17 protein-coding genes and 1 riboswitch are annotated in these 19,493 nt (G+C 47.1%); of the genes, 11 read left to right on the top strand and 6 right to left on the bottom strand.

All coding sequences use genetic code 11. The features are described from left to right. Nucleotides 1-138: 138 nt before the first annotated feature. Nucleotides 139-483 (bottom strand): hypothetical protein, encoded by a 345-nt coding sequence (locus ORJ00_RS02850; RefSeq protein WP_305977753.1) that lies wholly within the window; start codon nucleotides 481-483, stop codon nucleotides 139-141. 96 nt (nucleotides 484-579) lie between these two features. After that, on the bottom strand, nucleotides 580-1,410 hold the full coding sequence (locus ORJ00_RS02845; protein ID WP_306138928.1) for a hypothetical protein: 831 nt from the start codon (nucleotides 1,408-1,410) through the stop codon (nucleotides 580-582). A 290-nt stretch (nucleotides 1,411-1,700) separates the two neighbouring features. Between ORJ00_RS02845 and ORJ00_RS02840 the strand changes: the two genes are divergently transcribed. Then, nucleotides 1,701-2,666, top strand: a complete 966-nt coding sequence (locus tag ORJ00_RS02840) for an integron integrase (RefSeq protein ID WP_306138927.1) — start codon at nucleotides 1,701-1,703, stop codon at nucleotides 2,664-2,666. A 92-nt stretch (nucleotides 2,667-2,758) separates the two neighbouring features. On the opposite strand, the gene ORJ00_RS02835 is transcribed toward ORJ00_RS02840, so the two are convergent. After that, the gene (locus ORJ00_RS02835; RefSeq protein ID WP_027671861.1) at nucleotides 2,759-3,298 is read right to left on the bottom strand and encodes a hypothetical protein; all 540 of its coding nucleotides are present in this window, start codon (nucleotides 3,296-3,298) and stop codon (nucleotides 2,759-2,761) included. 283 nt (nucleotides 3,299-3,581) lie between these two features. Here ORJ00_RS02835 and ORJ00_RS02830 point away from each other — a divergent pair, with 283 nt between their 5' ends. The 6 genes from ORJ00_RS02830 to ORJ00_RS02805 are packed head-to-tail and all read left to right on the top strand — an operon-like array spanning nucleotide 3,582 to nucleotide 10,745. Beyond that, nucleotides 3,582-4,850: an efflux RND transporter periplasmic adaptor subunit gene (locus tag ORJ00_RS02830; protein ID WP_306138926.1), complete on the top strand. Its 1,269-nt coding sequence runs from the start codon at nucleotides 3,582-3,584 to the stop codon at nucleotides 4,848-4,850. A 29-nt stretch (nucleotides 4,851-4,879) separates the two neighbouring features. Then, a complete protein-coding gene (locus tag ORJ00_RS02825) occupies nucleotides 4,880-5,578 on the top strand; it encodes an ABC transporter ATP-binding protein (protein ID WP_306138925.1) in 699 nt (232 codons plus the stop codon). Between the two features lie 10 nt (nucleotides 5,579-5,588). Beyond that, nucleotides 5,589-6,890, top strand: a complete 1,302-nt coding sequence (locus ORJ00_RS02820; RefSeq protein WP_306138924.1) for an ABC transporter permease — start codon at nucleotides 5,589-5,591, stop codon at nucleotides 6,888-6,890. 5 nt (nucleotides 6,891-6,895) lie between these two features. Then, on the top strand, nucleotides 6,896-8,089 hold the full coding sequence (locus ORJ00_RS02815; protein WP_305973214.1) for an FtsX-like permease family protein: 1,194 nt from the start codon (nucleotides 6,896-6,898) through the stop codon (nucleotides 8,087-8,089). Nucleotides 8,090-8,092: 3 nt separating this feature from the next. Further along, nucleotides 8,093-9,418, top strand: a complete 1,326-nt coding sequence (locus tag ORJ00_RS02810; protein WP_306138923.1) for a sigma-54-dependent transcriptional regulator — start codon at nucleotides 8,093-8,095, stop codon at nucleotides 9,416-9,418. Further along, a complete protein-coding gene (locus ORJ00_RS02805) occupies nucleotides 9,408-10,745 on the top strand; it encodes a sensor histidine kinase (protein ID WP_205623237.1) in 1,338 nt (445 codons plus the stop codon). Before ORJ00_RS02810 ends, ORJ00_RS02805 begins: the two co-directional genes overlap by 11 nt. A 38-nt stretch (nucleotides 10,746-10,783) precedes the next feature. Here the strand turns inward: ORJ00_RS02805 and ORJ00_RS02800 are convergent, their stop codons facing one another. Continuing rightward, complete coding sequence (locus ORJ00_RS02800) at nucleotides 10,784-11,125, bottom strand: DUF1840 domain-containing protein (RefSeq protein WP_027671868.1); 342 nt, start codon at nucleotides 11,123-11,125, stop codon at nucleotides 10,784-10,786. 88 nt (nucleotides 11,126-11,213) lie between these two features. On the opposite strand from ORJ00_RS02800, the gene glpK reads away from it, so the two are divergent. The 3 genes from glpK (at nucleotide 11,214) to ORJ00_RS02785 (ending at nucleotide 14,106) form a co-directional block, all read left to right on the top strand. Then, a complete protein-coding gene (gene glpK, locus ORJ00_RS02795) occupies nucleotides 11,214-12,701 on the top strand; it encodes a glycerol kinase GlpK (protein ID WP_306126749.1) in 1,488 nt (495 codons plus the stop codon). A gap of 94 nt (nucleotides 12,702-12,795) precedes the next feature. Then, on the top strand, nucleotides 12,796-13,437 hold the full coding sequence (locus ORJ00_RS02790; RefSeq protein WP_051219924.1) for a pyroglutamyl-peptidase I family protein: 642 nt from the start codon (nucleotides 12,796-12,798) through the stop codon (nucleotides 13,435-13,437). An 84-nt stretch (nucleotides 13,438-13,521) separates the two neighbouring features. Continuing rightward, nucleotides 13,522-13,618: riboswitch (cyclic di-GMP riboswitch) on the top strand. 116 nt (nucleotides 13,619-13,734) lie between these two features. Next, the gene (locus ORJ00_RS02785) at nucleotides 13,735-14,106 is read left to right on the top strand and encodes a DUF3718 domain-containing protein (RefSeq protein WP_027671870.1); all 372 of its coding nucleotides are present in this window, start codon (nucleotides 13,735-13,737) and stop codon (nucleotides 14,104-14,106) included. Between the two features lie 58 nt (nucleotides 14,107-14,164). On the opposite strand, the gene ORJ00_RS02780 is transcribed toward ORJ00_RS02785, so the two are convergent. Together ORJ00_RS02780 and ORJ00_RS02775 are read right to left on the bottom strand one after the other, a co-directional pair. Beyond that, nucleotides 14,165-15,715, bottom strand: coding sequence for a cation:proton antiporter domain-containing protein (locus ORJ00_RS02780; RefSeq protein WP_306138922.1), 1,551 nt, complete (start codon nucleotides 15,713-15,715; stop codon nucleotides 14,165-14,167). Between the two features lie 206 nt (nucleotides 15,716-15,921). Continuing rightward, on the bottom strand, nucleotides 15,922-16,167 hold the full coding sequence (locus ORJ00_RS02775; protein ID WP_306138921.1) for a DUF1289 domain-containing protein: 246 nt from the start codon (nucleotides 16,165-16,167) through the stop codon (nucleotides 15,922-15,924). A gap of 151 nt (nucleotides 16,168-16,318) precedes the next feature. Between ORJ00_RS02775 and ORJ00_RS02770 the strand changes: the two genes are divergently transcribed. Continuing rightward, entirely contained in the window at nucleotides 16,319-19,492 is a 3,174-nt protein-coding gene (locus ORJ00_RS02770; protein ID WP_306138920.1) for an amidohydrolase family protein, read from the top strand. Nucleotide 19,493: the final 1 nt, after the last annotated feature.

Raw genomic sequence — 19,493 nt, 5'->3', positions numbered from 1 at the left:
TTTGATCACAAACTCGATCGCGTGAAAAGAGGTTTTTCTACAGCCTCAACGCCCCATTAAAAGGCTTTTAATTGTTGGTTATAATGTGTAGCGAAGCGGAACCTAACCAACTGTTAAAAGTCCTGCTTGAATGGCTTGTTATAGAGATACGCCCCAGTACCTTTTCTTAATGGACTCACCTTCAATTGGGATCCACTCTTCAGTATCTTTAGAAAACTGGACTGTATAGAGTATTTTTGGGATTTCAGTATTGGAAATGATAACACCACAACTAAAACCTACATTATTTACAGGGACGAAACTTAAAGAATCCCCATCCAAACTTTTTATATTTTCCAAATTTAGCTTTTCTAATTTTTCTAAAATTTTGACTTCATGTTTTGCGAGTTGAGTCTGTATTGACGCAAGTATGGTATCTTGATCTTGTGCAAAACATTTGAAACCTATAAGGATGAGGACACTTAAATATATTACATTCTTCATACTAGTTCCTATCTCTATAACGCCTCAATAACCGGCGCAGCCATGCTGCGTCCGGCGCCGCAGGCGCGTAGTTGATTGACTTGTTAGAGAGCAACTTTAGTACTGCCTTCCAACGTGTTCACCACACTCAGGGCAATGGACATGGGCGGGTTCAACTACATGCATATTTTTACAACGCCGGGCGGTGTCGCCTTGCGAGACGCTGACATATGAACGCAATATAGCGAACGCTGCAAAATAGAAAATTAGCCAATGACCAGAGAAGCCCCTGACAGTACTTGCTTCACTCTCCCCGTCGCCCACTGAAATAAAGAACGCAAAAAAGCTAAGAAATGCATAACCAAAGAGACTATAGAACGCGTATTGCATCCATTTTGGGCAGCCTCGAAGAGCTGCTTTCCACATGTCTTTTTGTGGAAAGTCTTTGGACAATTGCCTTGCAGCTATAACAGCTGGGAACCAAACAACGAAAATACCAACATGCAATGGCCACGGGTTGATGCCGAAAGGACGATCAATCCCTGCGTATCCTGCAAGGTGTGCTATCAAGCTTAAAATAAAGCCGATTAACGCCAGAATGGAAAAAATGCTTGCAGTACCCGCCATGTTTGATTTGCTCTCTAACGCAAAGCACACGGGTGACGACCGCGTAGCGGTTGGCATCCCAGCGGCCGCAGGCCGCGAGTGATGCGCCTTGTTAGCAGCTTGAATTAAAACCCGCGCGGCACTGCCGCACTGGCGAAGCTGAACAAGTGCACCACTGTGCAAATTTAAAACTACACCGGCCAGCTGCGATACGGCGAGCCAACCGGAACCTGTAAAACTACTGAGCGAAGCCAAGAAGAACAACGCTACCGCCACCACCGTTTGCAACAAACCCGCAAACTGGCGACCTTTAACTTTTGGCGCTGCCGCTAAAAATACCAAACGCGAGCAATGCCGGAATAAAACTACTGACTGAAACCGTTAAAACCCCGAACACCTGCTAACAGCTTAATAGTTTGCAAAGCCCCTTCTATAAAACGCGGGATATTGCCTTCTATCTTTAATAAATGACAGCAAAATATCTAATAAGCTCCTTTAAATCAACAGATTTTTAACGTTGTGATTATCTCTACTTGTAGAAAGCGGGGTTAAACCTTGCGATCTACTTGCTAACAATAAATTTACCTACTACTGTATATTTATACAACCTTCTTTATTTATGGGTGAAAGTTATGGCATCGCCATTTTTGCAATATATCGCTGAGTTTATGTATGCCCGCCGTTATGCCAAACGAACGGTTGATGCTTATGTGTACTGGATAAAGGCGTATATCTTGTTTCACAAAAAACAGCATCCGGCAAAGTTAACTGAGCAGGATGTCGAGCGCTTTTTAACTTATTTAACTAATCAGCGTAATGTGGCGCCGCGCACGCAGGCGTCGGCATTGAATGCCCTGAGCTTTTTGTATAAAGCGGTACTGCAAAAACCGCTGTCGTTAAACCTTAATTTTAATCGCTCGCAGCTTGCGCCTAAGCTGCCAGTGGTATTAACCCGCACCGAGATAACGGCGCTGTTAAGGGTTATTGATCCGCGCTATAAACTGCTGGCTCAGTTGATGTACGGCAGTGGCTTGCGGCTGATGGAAGCCGTTAGGTTGCGGGTGCATGCAATAGATTATGACTATTTGTCTGTTATGGTATGGCAAGGTAAAGGCAATAAAAACCGACGTACCACGCTGGCACCAGAATTAGTTACAACACTTAAGCAACAGAGCCAGTTTGTAATGCAATATTTTGAGGCCGATTTGGCTAACCCTGATTATGCCGGTGTCTGGTTACCTTATGCGTTAGCACGTAAATATCCCACAGCACCTAAAGAGCTGGGGTGGCAGTATTTATTTCCGTCCATGCAGCTAAGTGTCGATCCAGAGAGTAAGCTCCTGCGCCGCCACCATCTTGATGAGAGCTGTGTCAGGCGCGAAATTAAAATTGCTGCGAAAAAAGCGGGAATCTCTAAAAATGTTACCTGCCATACGCTGCGCCATAGTTTCGCTACCCACTTGCTGGAAGCCGGCGCCGATATCCGTACCGTGCAAGAGCAATTGGGCCATGCCGATGTGCGCACTACGCAAATATACACTCATGTACTAAACCGGGGAGCCTCGGGCGTTAAAAGCCCGCTATCGCAGCTACTGTAAAAAGCATCGTACACAGCTGCTGTAAAAGGCAACATAGCACAACCCTTGTTAGTTAAGGCATAGGGTTAACATTGGTTACCTACTAACAGGGCTTAAACACCATACAATGTTTGCTGTAATGCTTTGAATTCGTCTTTAAACGCCTGCTCTGCTTTTACCGGAAATGGATAACCTGCCGGGCCGGCAAAAACGAAATCGGTTTGAGCGGTTAGATTAGTATCGCTGCGAATGCGGTTGTACGCTTCTATCCAGGCGTCGTAGTGCTCTATCAGGCTAACGGCGTGCGCCATTAACTGCGCAGGGATTAAATGGCCTTTGCCCAGTAATAAATCGCGAATGGCAATATTGCCCTTTTGAATAACCTCGGCTTCTAAATGCAGGTTTTTATTGTCCCAGCGTTCAAAAGCACGCTTGGTGCGCTCCAGCTGCATTTGCATTGGGCCAAACAACTCGCCAAGTGCCTGTTCTTTCCAGCTTCGGGTAGACTCAAACACTTTTAAACCCTGACTAAACTGGGTTTCAATTTGCTTTTCAATAGTCTTATTGCGGCGTAGAAAAAATACGCCCAATAATGCAGTTACTACACTGCTGCCAAGAAAACTGCCAATAATGACGTCCAGTAGTTGTGCCATATGCTAATGCCCTGCAAAGAGTTGGCGGTAGCAATAAAAATAGCAGGCGTTGCGCCGGTACAGCACAGTTTTTATTAGTATCGCTTTCAATGTTAGTTCTCGCCTTTAACACACCACTCATTGTCCGAGTGAAACTGCCGGACACAAAAAGTGTCCGCGGACACAGCATAATCACACAATAATCATTAATATCTTTAAATATCAACACGTTAAAAGTTGGCATTAAAGCTGCTATGTATAACGCAATCGTTTCACAACACGTTTATCAGGATAACGAATTATTATGATCCAAGGCACCGAACAGCAGGATACCGTTTTACAACAACCCGCTAAAAGTGGGATACGCCGCATGTTACCTGCCGCAGGCATAGTCATCACAATAACCTTATTGGCTATGGCATTTTTTCACTCTATTGGTGAGTCAGCCAGCCTAGTGCTGCCCCGTAACCAAATGCAATTTGCCACCGTGCAGCGAGGTGACCTGGTGCGCGACATTGCGGTTCAAGGGCGCATCGTTGCCGCTAACGCCCCTACCCTTTACAGCCAGCAAACCGGGCAAGTGCAATTATTTAAGCAACCCGGTGAAGCCGTAACACTAGGTGACTTGCTGGCTACCATTAGCAGCCCGGCGCTTGAAAATGATTTGCAGCAACAACAGGCGGTACTTGCGGCAATGCACTCAAATGCTGAGCGTTCGGCATTATCTGCGCGCGAGCAACAGCTGGACATGGAACAAGTGATGAATAGCGCGCATGTAAATTTAATTGCGGCCAGACGAGAGCTACAACGCGCCAAACAGTCAATTGATCTTGGCGTGATCCGCCAGTTAGATTTTGACATTGCCGGCGATAATTTAATGAAAGCCGAGCTGGAGTTTGACCATGCAAAACGCAAGGTTGAACTGGCCAAAGACAAACTTACATTTGAGCAAAGCTCTCGCCAGCAGGACATTCATCGCCAGCAATTGGTGGTAAACGAATTAGAACGCAAAGTCGCAGCCTTGAATATTACCGCCCCCGTTACCGGACAACTGGGCAACTGGCTAAGCGAACAGCAAAGCCATGTGTTGCCAGGGCAGGCATTATTAACCGTCATAGACTTAAGCCAGTACGAAGCCGAATTGGCAGTGCCAGAATCTTATGCCCGGGATTTAGCGACAGGGCAGCAAGTTGAAATAACCATTGGTGATCAGCAACTTAGTGGCAGCATTAGTACCATTGCAGCAGAGGTGCGCAACAATCAGGTAACCGCCAGGGTGCGCTTTAGCAACGCAGACAGTACCGCACTGCGCCAAAGCCAACGCCTTACTGCCAGAGTGATTATGGAACATAAAAGCAATGTATTGAAAATTGCCCGCGGTGACTTCGTCAGCTCTGGTGGCGGTCGCGTGGCTTATCAGGTGATAGACAACCAGGCACAGCGCAAAAACATCGAACTAGGCGCGCTTTCAGTACAGTGGGTTGAAATACTTAGCGGCGCAACTGAAGGCGAGCAATGGGTGATCTCCAACCTCAGTGATTTTAAAGATGTAGAGCGGGTAAACCTAAACTAACCAATTTGCTATAAAACAAGGATTAACCAATGATTACACTAACTAACTTAAGCAAAATTTTTCGCACGGAACTGATAGAAACCCATGCCCTGCGCGAGGTTAATTTACAGGTTGAAGAAGGTGAATTTGCCGCACTAACCGGCCCATCAGGTTCTGGCAAATCAACATTATTAAATATTTTAGGCACCTTAGAGAGCTTTGATAGCGGAGACTACCTGCTGGATGGTAAATCGATAAATGGTTTGTCAGATTCCGCGCTATCCAAACTCAGAAATGAAAAAATTGGTTTTATATTTCAGGGTTTTAACCTAATTAAAGACTACAGCATCTATGACAATATTGAGCTACCGTTACGATATCGCGGCCTCAAGCCAGCAGAGCGCAAACAACGTATTGAGCACGCATTAGAATTAGTCGGCTTACATGCAAGACGCCACTACCTTCCAAGCCAGCTTTCTGGGGGGCAGCAGCAGCGTGTTGCTATTGCCAGAGCCATTGCCGGTAAACCCCGCATCTTGCTGGCCGATGAACCTACCGGCAATCTGGACTCGTTAATGGCACGTCAGGTTATGGAGCTGCTGGAGCAAATTAATCAGCAAGGTTGCACCATTTTGATGGTAACGCACGACCCGGATCAAGCACGCCGCGCCGGGCGCAACATCCAAATCATCGACGGCCAGCTGCACGACAGCACCTTGTATGAGCCACTTGCGGTTCACAGCGCATAAGGGAGGTTACATGGAACAGTTTATCTATTATCTTAAAGTCAGTTTTAAAGGCATTAAACGAGCCCCGCTGCCCTATGCATTAACCATCTTTATTTTAAGTGTGGGTTTGGGTGTTTTTTTTGCCAATGCGACGTTTTATTACCAGCTAAACCGCGATCCGCTGCCGCATAAAAGCGATAAGTTGTTTTTTCCAATGTTAAATCTGGTGCCGTACGAATGCAGTACCGATTGCAAAACGCCCTCGGTATTAAGTTACAACAATGTTGAAAAGCTCAGCCAGACAGACATTCCTACCCAGGCTGCAGCCATGTACAGTGCCGATGGCTATTTGCGCCAAAGTACCGAACAAGCGCCCTTACCGGTAAGTATCCGTATTACCCAGCGTGACTTTTTCAGCCTCTTTGATGTGCCGGTATTACATGGCAGTATCTGGCCAGACAATAGCACCCGCCATGAGGTAATTTTAACCAAATCCAGCGCTGAGAAATTGTTTGGTCGCACCAACGTTATTGGCGAAAAACTGCTGCTGGATGATCGCAACGTTACCGTTGCGGCCGTGCTGGATACCTGGCAAATGCTACCGCGGTTATATGATGCGAATAACCAGAATCATTTAAGCGATACAGACGATATCTACCTGCCATTGGAAACAGGCTACGACATGAATTATTTGTCGAACACTCAATCACAAACGTTTGATGATACAGACTACCGCCAGCTGAGTACCCAAGGCCGCACCGGCGCACTGCATCAATTACAATACTGGGTGCAATTAGATACGCCAGCACAACAACAGCGGTATTGGCAATTTATGGCTAACCTGGTGCAGGATGAAAAAGCTGCCGGCCGTCACCCCTCTGCGCCCAATAATCAGTTAGTGGCAATGCGTAATATTGTTAGCTACTTTGGTGGTGAAAGTAGCGACATTAAAGCCTTTGCTCTGGTAACACTGCTATTTTTATTGGTCTGTTTGTTTAACGCCAGTCACTTATCGTTAAACCGTTATTTAAGTAATCAATACGAGTTCAGTTTACGCCGCGCACTGGGCGCCAGCCGCAGCCAGTTGCAATTGCAGATGCTGGCGGATGTGCTACTGATGGCAATATTTACTATTATTGGCGCCCTTATTACCGGGTTTGCCGGTATTAAACTGATGAACCAGCTATTGCCAGCCAACAGCTTATTTTCAAACTGGGATCTGCCGTTACTGCTCAGCTTACTGGTAATCGCCTTTGTCTGTAGCTATCTGGTTACCTTATATCCCTCTCTTCGCGCATCATTTGGCACATTAAATCAGCAACTTAAGGAATAATTAGCATGTCATTTTATATGCTTTGTAAAGTGCTATTCAGCCGTAAAGTGGTCACAGGCCTGCTGTTGTTGCAGTTAGCGATGACACTCGCATTGTTGTTAAACAGTATTCTGCTGGCCCAACAAACGCATCAACAACTCAACCAACCAACCGGGCTGGATTTGGAAAACATTTTGTTAGTACAACTTAAACCCACCACAGCGTCACTACGAGTGTATCCGGCCTTGGAAGACTTACTAAACCGCCAGCTTGATGCCGTTCAGGCCATTCCTGGTGTTATCGCTGCAGCGTATTCTAACCAGTCTCCTATTGCGCAAGGCGGCAACAACGGTAATATCTTCGTTGTTGAACAACAAGAGCGCACGAATGTGCCATCTGTACCAATGTACTTTGTATCGAAAGACTTTTTTAAAGTCCTTGGTAGCCAGGTATTACAAGGTGAGCTGCCACAACATTCGGTGTCACTCGATGCACCAGGCACACCGGATGTGGTGTTAACCCAAAGTCTGGCGCAGAAACTGTTTGGCTCTGCCTCTGCCCCCGGTCAACAGGTTAGCCGCGGCCGGGTTGCGGCGGTTATAAGTGACTTTTATGGCCAGCGCAGTGGCAGCCATGTGATGTACAACAATATGCAGGTCGCTCCGCCCTACGGCGTAGATTGGGGCTACAGTATTTTATTGCGAAGCCAGCCACAACATACAGCAGCCGTCAGACAACAACTGGATAGTGCATTACGTAATGTGGAACCCAATATTGAAATCTACAATATCCGCACGCTGGCTGAGCAACATCAACGCTTGTACCGGAACGAATATGGTCTTGCCACGTTGCTGGCGCTGTTAAGCGGATTAATGCTGCTGGTAACAATGGTATCAAGTTATAGCAGCACGCATTTTCACGCCCTTAAACGGCAACAAGAAATTGGCATTAAACGCGCGTTAGGGGCCAGTAAAAAAATCATCTTTATAGAGCTGTTAACCGAGAACTGGTTATGTACGGCGTTAGGATCAGTATTGGGGGTATTTTTAGCACTACTACTGAATCATGCACTGGCACAAGTTATATCGATACCGGCTTTAAGTGGATATTTGCCACTAGTTGCGATAACTGTGTTGCTACTTTGTGTCACTGTAGCAACATGGTATCCTGCGACCATTGCTACCCGGGTATCACCGGCCACTGCCACTAAAGCCTTATAAACTATGCTGAAATTATTGGTTATTGATGACAATCAGCCAATCTGTCATGCCCTGCAAACGCTGTTTGGATTGCAGGGTTACCAGGTACTTTTCGCTACCTCGCCCGAGCAAGCCTGGCAATGCCTTGCAGATCACGATATCGACCTTATCTTGCAGGATATGAACTTCAGCGCTGGACAAATGCAAGGGGCACAAGGGCAAACCCTGTTTTATCAGTTACGCAAGCAATACCCCGCAATTCCGGTGGTACTAATGACCGCATGGACACAGCTGGAAATGGTGGTTGAACTGGTTAAAGCCGGTGCAACCGATTACATTGCAAAGCCCTGGGATGACGCACGTCTGCTGCTTACCGTGGCCAATGCATTAAAATTAAAGCAGCTAACCGCACAGCAACAACGCACCGAGCAAGCACGCAGCGCCGTCTTTGCTGATAAAAATTTGTGTGGTTTGGTGTTTGCCAGCGAGCAAATGCAACAGTTACTACAAATGGCTTTGCAATTGGCGCCCGCAAACGCAGCCGTATTGATAACCGGCCCCAATGGCGCCGGTAAAGAAGGCATTGCCAACGTACTACATGCCAATTCACCGCGTAGAAATAACGCGTTTATAAAAGTAAACATGGGTGCCTTACCCGCTGATTTGATGGAGGTGGAGCTATTTGGTGCCGAAGCCGGTGCTTATAGTGGCGCGCAAAAAAACCGCATTGGACGCTTTGAAGCGGCTGATGGCGGCACCCTGTTTTTAGATGAAATTGGCACCTTATCATTGGCTGGGCAGGCCAAATTATTGCGGGTTCTGCAAACCGGTGAGTTTGAACGGCTGGGTTCCAGTGTTACCCGCAAGGTGGATGTACGGCTGATAAGTGCCACCAACAGTGACTTAACAGCTGCAATTGCCTCTGGCACCTTTCGCCAGGATTTATACTACCGTATCAATGTTGTACAGCTTGAACTGCCAGCACTGGCGCAGCGGCCAGACGATATATTGCCTCTGGCACGGTATTTTCTTGCTGGCAAAAAGACGTTAAGCCCAGCAGCAGAGCAACTGCTACGACGTTATAGTTGGCCTGGTAATGTTCGCGAGCTGCAAAATGTCTGTCAGCGTGCCTTGTTGTTAACCAACGGTAATGAAATACACAGCCAGGATTTGGGGCTGGCCGAAGTAACAACAGCGGCAAAAAGAGCGCTGGATGATATTGACTGCGAACAATTGCAGCAAGCCTTGCTACAAGCAGGTGGCGTAGTATCACGGGCCGCTAAACAGCTTGGTATCAGTCGTCAGGCATTGTATAGACGAATGGAGTTTTACGGCATTGATGCGCCCTAAACACTCACCTTCTTTAGCATCGCACTTTTGGCGACGACCAGACAGCGCAAGTTCGCTCAATTTGCTTTGTTTATTACTCACCTTAATTGCACTAGCTGTGCAGTTTAGTGCCTTTGGTGCCAACAGCCTGATAACCGCAGCGATATGCAGTACGGGCATAGTGCTGGCAATACTGCAACATTATGCAATGAAGCCCTTGCTGCAAGAAATTGCCGCGCTTAACCTGCACGCGCAAAACCTGCAGGATGGTAGTTTTAACACCAATGCAAACCAAACGAAGATACATCAGTTGTCTGAGCTTGCCACCAGCTTAGCAAATATGTCGGCTCAACTTAGCAGTGAGCGGGCCACGCTTTACCAGCGTGAGTTATTGCTGGATACCGTATTACAAAGCAGCCCAACGGCGATGCTACTAACCGATGCCAATAACACTGTGCTAATGAGTAACCCTGCCGCGCGGCAGCTGCTCAATATGGGTAAAGCACTAAATGGCCATAAACTGGAAGACCTTATTGCCCCGGTGCCAGCACTGGTTAAGGCTGTTGCCAGTTTGCAACCCGGTTTGCTGCATCTGGCGGACAACAGTATATGGCACTTGGCAATAAGCCAGTTTACGTTGAATCAGAAACAGCACCATTTATATCTGTTAAAACCGCTAACCCGTGAAATTCAGCGTGAAGAGCTTAGCGCCTGGAAAAAACTGCTGCGGGTTATTGGTCATGAGCTGAACAATACCTTAGCCCCGCTGTCATCACTGGCATTTTCTGGCGGCCAACTGGCACAGCAGCAACAGCATGCGCAACTAAGCCAGCTATTTGACACAATAAGCGAACGTTGCCTGCACCTGAACCAGTTTGTTCAAGCCTATATTCAGTTTGCCAAGCTACCACCGCCTCAACCCGGTGTAGTGAATTGGCCCAGACTTATTAACCAGCTGCAGGATCAATACGAGTTTGAGTTAGTCGATGACTTGCCTGCCACAGACTGGCTGGCAGATGTTCAACAACTAACACAATTGCTGTTAAATCTGTTGAAAAATGCCCATGAGTCCGGCTCTGCTGCAGCGCAAATCACATTAAAACTGGTTGAACAACCTGACACGTTATTGTTGGTAGTTCAGGACGGTGGCGGTGGTATGAGCGATGAAACCCTGCAACACGCATTGGTTCCCTTCTACACCAGTAAAAGTGGCGGCTCAGGTATAGGGCTAACCTTATGCCGTGACATTATTGAAGCCCATGGCGGCCATATTAGCCTGCGTAATTACGCAGGTGGCCTGGAAGTTACCTTGTTATTGCCTAAGCATCAGCCGCGCCAGACTACTTAGCACGACTACCAGAGTTCAGGTTATTTCCAGGGTACAGGTTATTCCCAGGATACCGGACACTGTTTTTTATGCGCTTTTTGCAACATCTCCAGTAGTGGCAGCGCGCGGGTATTTAAGCTAATGTGCGCTTTGCTGTTTTGCTCGTTATCAGCCGGTTCATCCCAGCCCTGTTCTGCTTTAGTTTGTTCTGCCTTAACGCGCTCAGCTTCGGCAATTGCGGCCAGCCCCTGTTGCAATGCCGTCAAGGCTGCAGATACATCCTCAGCGTAAAGCGCCGAAGGAACTTTGTTATCGCGGCCCATCAGCTGCAATAGGCGCAAAGCGGCGTCTTTAAAGTAAATTAGATCGCCACTTGCTTTGGATTTAAATGTCACTATCATCATTTTCTCCTGCGGTTTGCCGTAGGCAGCCTGCGCATTTACTGCTAGGCTGCACAATTACTTAAGCATAACGCTAAAAGCTTGCGCCATGTCGAAATATATTCTTGCGATTGATCAAGGGACCACCTCCAGCCGCGCCATTATTTATAATTCGGCGTTGCAAGCCCTTACCACCGCGCAGCAAGAGCTGCCACTAAGCTACCCCGAGCCAGGTTGGGTTGAACAAAACCCGCATCATATCTGGCAAAGTGTACTGGGTTGCATTAAGCAGGCGCTGCAACAACTCGCGCTTAAACCCACCGATATTGCCGCTATTGGCATAACTAACCAGCGCGAAACCACGTTGCTGTGGCACAAAGCAAGCGGTAAAACGCTGTATCCGGCTATTGTCTGGCAAGACAGACGCACCGCTAAGCAGTGTCAGCAATTAAAAGACACCGGCTGTGAGCCGATACTGCAGCAAAAAACCGGGCTGTTGGCCGATCCGTATTTTTCTGCCACTAAACTTGGCTGGCTATTAGATAATATACCCGGCGCCCGGGCACTGGCCGAGGCAGGTGAACTGTGCTTTGGCACGGTTGATTGTTATCTGTTATGGCAACTGACCGGTGGTAAGGTGCATGCCACAGACGCCAGCAATGCCAGTCGTACTCTGCTGTTTAATATCAACAGTCAACGCTGGGACGATGAGCTGTTACAACTGTTTGATATTCCGGCCGCTATATTGCCCCAGGTAATGGATAATGCTGCACATTTTGGCATTACAGACCTGCATATTCTTGGCGCTAACATTCCCATTCTGAGTATGATTGGCGATCAGCAAGCGGCCCTGTTAGGTCAGGCTTGTATCTCCCCCGGTATGAGCAAAAGCACCTATGGCACAGGCTGCTTTGCCGTAGTGAATACCGGCGCCACAGTAATGCTCAGCCAGCATAAATTGCTAAGCACTTTAGCCTGGCGGCTAGAAGGGCAAAGCACCTACGCGCTGGAGGGCAGTATTTTTATGGCCGGCGCGACTGTGCAGTGGCTGCGGGATAAACTCGGTATTATCCAACAGGCCAGTGACACTGAAGCGCTGGCTCAGCAAAGTAGCTACCAGCAAACTGAACTACTAATCCCCGCCTTTACCGGCCTTGGCACCCCGTACTGGCGGCCTGAAATTAACGCCGCGTTATTTGGTATGACCCGCGATACTGGCCGTGCCGAGCTTGCTACAGCAGCACTTTGTAGTGTGGCATACCAGAGTCGGGATTTACTCAGTGCCATGTTAAAGGACGGTGTTCGGGTTGACAGCCTGCGTGTAGATGGCGGTATGACCGCAAACCGCTGGTACTTGCAAGCGCTGGCAGATTTGAGCCAAACGCCGATAACCCGCTGCCATACTACTGATACAACAGCGTTGGGCGCGGCTTTTCTGGCGGCACTTCAACTGGGATATGTTAATAACCTCACCGATATAAACCGAATCTGGCAAAGTGGCGAGCAATTTCAGCCGGTTTTGCCCGCAGATAGCGCACAAGCACTGTATCAGCGCTGGCAAAGAGCCTGCAAAGCGCTTATCGCGCTAGAACTTTAACCGTTAAGTGCTAAATGCTAAATGCTAAATGCTAAATGCTAAATGCTAAATGCTATAGTATGCATAGCATTGACAAGTAAAGGAGTGCAATTAAATGCGTAACGTACTGATTGCTGTTGTTGATAGTGTGGGGCCAGATAGCCCTATCGCGCTTTATCATCAGCTACGCTGTCTGACAGATTATCAGGCTGATGCAGAGTGTCAGCTGCAGGTAGAACGGCTACCCTGCGCGTTTAAAGACAGTCTTACCGTGCTTGAGCAGCTTATTAATCAGCACAAACCCAGCCATTTAATGTTGTTAAGCCAGTGCAGTAGCCAGGTAGATATTCGTGTTGAGAAGGTTGCATTAAATATCAATGACGCCAAACAAAACGACAATATTAATCAACAACCACGCGATACTCTCACCGCGCAACATGGCCCGGCGGCTTATTTCAGTAATCTGCCGGTTAATGCCATTACCGATAAACTACGCAGCAATAATCTGCCTGTTCAACTGTCTTACAATGCAGGGACCTTTGTCGCTAATCATTTGTTCTATGGTTTAATGCATTATATTAAACATCAGAATATCAGCCTACATGGCGGCTTACTGCAATTTCCATTGTTGCCGCAACAGGCCTGCCTGCAGCCAGGCACAGCCAGCATTAGTATCGACGTGATCCTAAATGCGGTAAAGCTGGCTGCAGATGTCTGCTTGGCGCACAGTGACAATATGCTGCGTTCAACCAGCTAACAGGTCTAAATAGCTAAATTTAATAAAGTTTTCACTTTACTCAAAATTAAGCTTGCATAAAAAAAAAGCGTTAATTAAAATGCCCCACTCGAAAGGCAAGTCATCCGAAAGGGTGTACACGCAAAGCTTCAGGTCTAAGGGTTGCCAATAAATTGGCATCTACGATAGCTGGGCTGCCATCGCAAGTGCGATGTTATTTATCTGCTCGACATGCTGTATGTCCTTTCGTGATGAACACCTCAGATAGTAAATCTGTGACACTTATGATTGTGAAATAACTTATTTCGGAGCACGACTATGAAAGCCAAATTACTTATTTTAGCCACTGTTATTGCTGCAACCGCATTCATTAGCGCGCCTGTAAAAGCGAATGATCAATTGGCAATATCAATTTGTTCATACGTGGCTGCCGATAGCAAAAACAACTTGCGTAAAACCTTGACTGACAACCGTTTACGTTTACGTAATGTATACGATGGTATCGTATGTGACGGTTTACCGTTAGTTCGCCACGCCATTAAACACAACGCCGCTGATGCAGCAAACTTCATTATCAGCCAGTTACCAGGTAGCCAGGTTGCGGCATCAGGCGATATCGAATGGGCAAACAGCAATGGCTTTGGTTCATCTCCAATCATCGCGGCCATCCAAGAGCGCAGCGCAAGTTAAGCTAGCAAATGATTAAATAAACAAGGCGCCTATAAGGCGCCTTGTTTTTTCTGCTGTGTTAAACCTTTGCCGTAAAACAATGCTGTTTAACGTGTTCAGCAATACCCACACCTGCTTCTGACATCGTTAAATACGTTTGATCTGCACCAGCACCAATAATATCGCGCGCTTCGTCATTGTGCATACTGTGCGAGACAATAAAGCCTTTAAAACCAGAAGCACGTAACTTTTTCGCAGCAATCACTTTTGCTTCTACGTCGTTCATGCTGAGAATAACGGCCTCAACCTTGCCATAGTCCAGCCCTTGCCAGAAAACCTGATCTTCAGCATCAGCATAAAAAATATTAATACCCTGTTGCTGATGATCAAAAACTTTAGCGGGGTCCGAATCCATCGCAATAATCTTTCGATTGCCTTGCAAATAACTATAGGCAGCACTGCCCGTGCGTCCCATACCCATAATGAGTACATCAGCATCACCCAATGACACTGGTTGCTCATCCGGATGATGAATATTGCGCTCAAATTTCAGCAGCCGGTTACACAGGCGATCATAAAGCGGATGCGCTAAGCGATTTAACGGCGCTGAGATCACAAAAGATATCGCCACGGTTAACGCCAGTGGTACCAGCCACTCAGGCAACACCACACTGGCAACGATAAGACCAAACTCACTGTAGTTGGTTAGGCTCAGGCTGGTTAAAAATGCACTACGCGCTCTGAGTTTAAATAACACTAATAGTAAGAAAAACAACAGCGCTTTAACCGGCAGGAGCAGAGTCATTACACCGGCAAATAACCAGGCATTGGCATCTGGCAAGCCATCTATGCCAATCTGTAAAAAGAAACCAACCAGGAAAAACTCTTTAATGCTCCACAACGACTTTGATAACTCGCCCGCGCGAGGATGTTTCGCCAGCATTGCACCAAATACCAATGCACCCAGTTCTGAGCTCAGCCCAACCAGTTCAAACCCCTGCCCGCCAGCAACCAAGGCCAGCAATAGGCCAAACAGGATAAGTAAGTCTTCGTGGCCACTGGCGTCAAGCAACTTATAGAGTAACGGCCGCAGTAACGGTAAGCAAAATACCAGTAATGCCCACGGAGATGGTACAGTGCCGCTGGCCACGCTCATTACTAAAAGCGCCAGCAAGTCCTGTACAATCAGAATACCTATTGCCACCCTGCCATGAAAAGCCCGCAGCTCACGTTTACTTTCCAGTACCTTGGCTGCCAGCACTGTACTGGAAAAAGCCAGAGCAATTGCCAGCATAAGCGCCTGGTACCAGCTAACATCGAAAATAAACAGTACTGCAGGCAGGGTTAACAGAATAGATAGGCCAAAATGTAAACTTCCTCCACCCAGAACTTCTGCTTTTGCCAGGCTGCGGACATTGAGTTTTAAGCCAACGGTAAACAGTAGCAGCAGAACGCCTAAATGAGCGACATGATGAATAATAGAAGGGCCTTCGGATGGCAGGCTCATTTGGCTGGCAGTTGCTGAAATCACAAAACCAGCCAATAAGTATCCTATCAACGGCGGTAAACCGATAGCGCGAACCAAAAGGCCTAATGAAAACGCAAACCCTATCCAGACAGCTTCAAGCATTCGTAATCCCTAATTGCACCATTGTCTTTATATGGTATCTGAAAATAATTAAACTTTATTAATGTGGGTCATCAATATCTGCACGACCTTCTGCCAGCGTATCATCCTTGCGACGGCCAAACAGCCCATAATTGCGCGGTGAGCAGCTCTGACCTGCCCAGCCGGGCAATTGAAATAATGGTTTGCCAGTCTGGCATTATACTTCCTTACTTTACACGTGCAGCGGTTTTAGCCGCCTGCCATTCAGCCTGAGTAATAGGGCTGGTTTCCGTGTCAGGTAAATTTTGGCTGGTGGCCTCATGCATTCTTATAGCAACCTTTTGTAATATAGCGGAATTTTCTTCATCTGTCCGTCTATTCCAATCCACTATTTCACTAATATGGCGATAACAGCCAACACACACTTTTTCACTGTTTAAACGGCAACAGGCGACACATGGTGATTCAATCAAAGACCACACTCCTAAATTTATCGGCTCTGGCGAGAATTCTACCGCAAGCGCCATCTGAATGACTTAACTCTATTGTCAGTTTGTGTCACTCTGCAAAAGCAGCATACTAACGATGATAATAAATAGCTTAAGACTATACAGGAACCGCCCTATGAAACGCTTCACTCCTTCTTTACTTGCACTGGCTGTTAGCAGTTTTGTGCTACAGGCAGAAACTGAACCAGCCGCAACCTGGGATGTTAATGCGCCACAAGGACAATTTGAAACAGTCAACATTAAGGTATCCCAAGGCAGCTGGATGAACATTAATGTCAGCCCGGATGGTAAAACCATAGCATTTGATTTACTAGGCGATATTTACACTATGCCCATTTCGGGCGGCGATGCAACTTTACTGACGGCAGATATTGGTTGGCAGATGCAGCCCGTTTTTAGCCCCGATGGTAAATATATTGCTTATACCAGTGATGAAGGTGGCGGTGACAATATTTGGCTGATGAATGCCGATGGCTCTTCGCCTCGCGCTATTACCAATGAAACGTTTCGCTTGCTCAACAGCCCAGCGTGGAGCCCAGATGGTGAATTTATTGTCGCCCGTAAGCACTTTACTGCCAGCCGATCACTAGGTGCTGGTGAAATTTGGCAGTACCACAAAACCGGTGGCAGCGGCATTATGTTAACAGGCCGGCCAAATGATCAAAAAGATTTAGGTGAGCCAGCATTTTCTCCCGACGGTAAATACATATATTTTTCACAAGACGATACGCCAGGTAAAACCTTTCACTACAGTAAAGACTCTGAAAGCGGCATCTATAAAATAAAACGCTTCGAACGAGCAACTGGCGAATGGGATGTCGTGTTAGAAGGTGCCGGAGGCGCTATTCGTCCAACGCCCTCACCTGACGGTAAGTATTTGGCATATATTCGCCGGGTAGATTTTCAAAGTACGCTTTTTTTATATGATTTAACCAGCGGCGAACATATAAAATTGTATGACGGCTTAGACCGGGATATGCAAGAAACCTGGGCGATTCATGGTGTTTACCCCACCCTTAGTTGGACGCCAGATAACGCATCACTGTTGTTCTGGGCCGGTGGCGACATTAAACAGCTAAACGTAGCTGACAAAGCCGTTAAAACCATCGCGTTTAATGTACAAACCAGTAAGCAAATTCAGACGGCCGTGCGCGTAAAACAAGATATTGACAAAGAGCAGGTTGAGACAAAAATGCTGCGCTTTTTAAAAGTATCGCCAGACGGTGAGCAAGCGGTATTTACCGCACTTGGCCATCTCTATATTACCGATGTCAACGATCCTAAACCCAAGCGTTTGACCAAACAAAGCACTGATTTTGAGTTTTATCCGCAATTTTCCCGTGACGGCAAGCAACTGGTTTATGTCAGTTGGAATGACAATAAGCAAGGCGCGGTAAACACGTTAAACCTGCGTAATGGCCGTATAACCAAGTTAACTGATGAACCTGGTAAATACGTTGAGCCTGTATTTAGCCCGGACGGCAAAACAGTGATCTATCGTAAAACAGGCGCAGGCAGCCTGTTACCAAAGCAGTGGTCACTCAAAACTGGTTTGTACAAAATCAGCAGCAAAGGTGGTACTCCCGAGCTTATTAGCGCCAATGGGCGTAACCCCATGTTTGGCGCAGACAATGACGCGGTGTATGCCATGGATTATGACAAAATGCCCAGTCTTATCCGTATCGACCTTAACAAACAGACACAACAGACACTATACACGGCAAAATTTGGCACCGAGTTTATCCTCTCTCCCGACGGTAAATACCTGGCCTTTGCCGACCGGTTTAAAGTATTTGTTACGCCATTTACTGAGCGCGGCAGTGCAATAGATATCAGCGGTAACGATAAACAATTTCCAGTGAAACAACTCTCAGTGCGTGCCGGGGAATTTATTAGCTGGAGCGGCAATAGCAGAAACCTGTATTGGAGCCTTGGCCCTGAACTTTACCATGCCAGCATTGAAGGCCTGTTCGATTTTAGTGAGCAAACTGATTTCGCTGCCAAAAATGGTATCAATCTTGGTATTACGGTACCGGCTGACATACCGCGTGGCACCGTGGCTTTTGTTGGTGGTCAGGTGATTACCATGAATGGCGACGAGGTGATACAAGATGGCGTAGTGCTGGTTGAAAACAATAAAATTAAGGCCGTTGGTACGCGTGAAAACGTTAAAGTGCCAACTAACGCTAAGGTGTTTGATATTAGCGGTAAAACGATAATGCCTGGCTTATTTGACGCTCATGCCCACGGCAGTCAGGGTACCAATCAAATTACACCTCAACAAAATTGGCAAAATTATGCCTCGTTAGCCTTTGGTGTTACTGCGATTCACGACCCGTCAAATGACACCCGCGAAGTGTTTGCTGCCAGTGAAATGCAGCAGACCGGGCGTATTGTTGGGCCACGTATTTTCTCAACCGGCACTATTTTATATGGCGCTGAAGGTGCAGGGTACACATCGCACATTGATAGTCTTGACGACGCTAAGTTTCATTTAGAGCGTTTACAAAAAGCCGGCGCCTTTAGTGTTAAAAGTTATAACCAGCCAAGACGCAACCAGCGGCAACAGGTAATACAGGCCGCACGCGAGCTTAATATGATGGTGGTGCCGGAAGGCGGCTCGTTAATGCAGCATAACCTTACTATGATTGTTGATGGCCATACGACAATTGAGCATGCTCTGCCTGCTGCTAAGGTGTACGACGATGTAAAACAACTTTGGCAAGCCAGCAAAACAGCCTACACGCCAACACTCGTGGTGGCCTATGGGGGTATTTGGGGCGAGAACTACTGGTACGACAAAACCGAAGTATGGAAACATCCGAAACTACGCACTTATGTACCAATGTATGAGCTGGCCCCTCGTAGCATGCGCCGCCCCAAAGCACCTGATAACCACTACAACCATTTCGCCGTAGTAAAAACGGCTAAAGAACTAAGCGATATTGGTGTAGTCGCCAATATTGGTGCACATGGCCAACGCGAAGGTTTAGGCGCCCATTGGGAGATGTGGATGTTTGCTCAGGGTGGAATGAGCCCGCTGGAAGCGTTGAAAACCGCCACCATTAATCCAGCCAAAACGTTTGGCATGGATCATCAGTTGGGTTCCCTGGAGGCTGGTAAACTGGCTGATTTAATCGTTATCGATGGTAATCCGCTTGAAGATATCCGTTTGAGTGACCGCGTTAGCCATACCATGGTGAACGGCCGTTTATTTGATGCCAATACCTTAAACGAAATCGGTCTGCGTGAGCGCAAACGCGCACCTTTTGAGTTTGAGCCACGATAAA

This window comes from Rheinheimera baltica (genome assembly GCF_030731985.1).
Taxonomy (GTDB): Bacteria; Pseudomonadota; Gammaproteobacteria; order Enterobacterales; family Alteromonadaceae; genus Alishewanella; species Alishewanella baltica.
The sequence above is the reverse complement of the archived record's forward strand: the minus strand, read 5'-3'. Positions and strand labels throughout refer to the sequence as shown.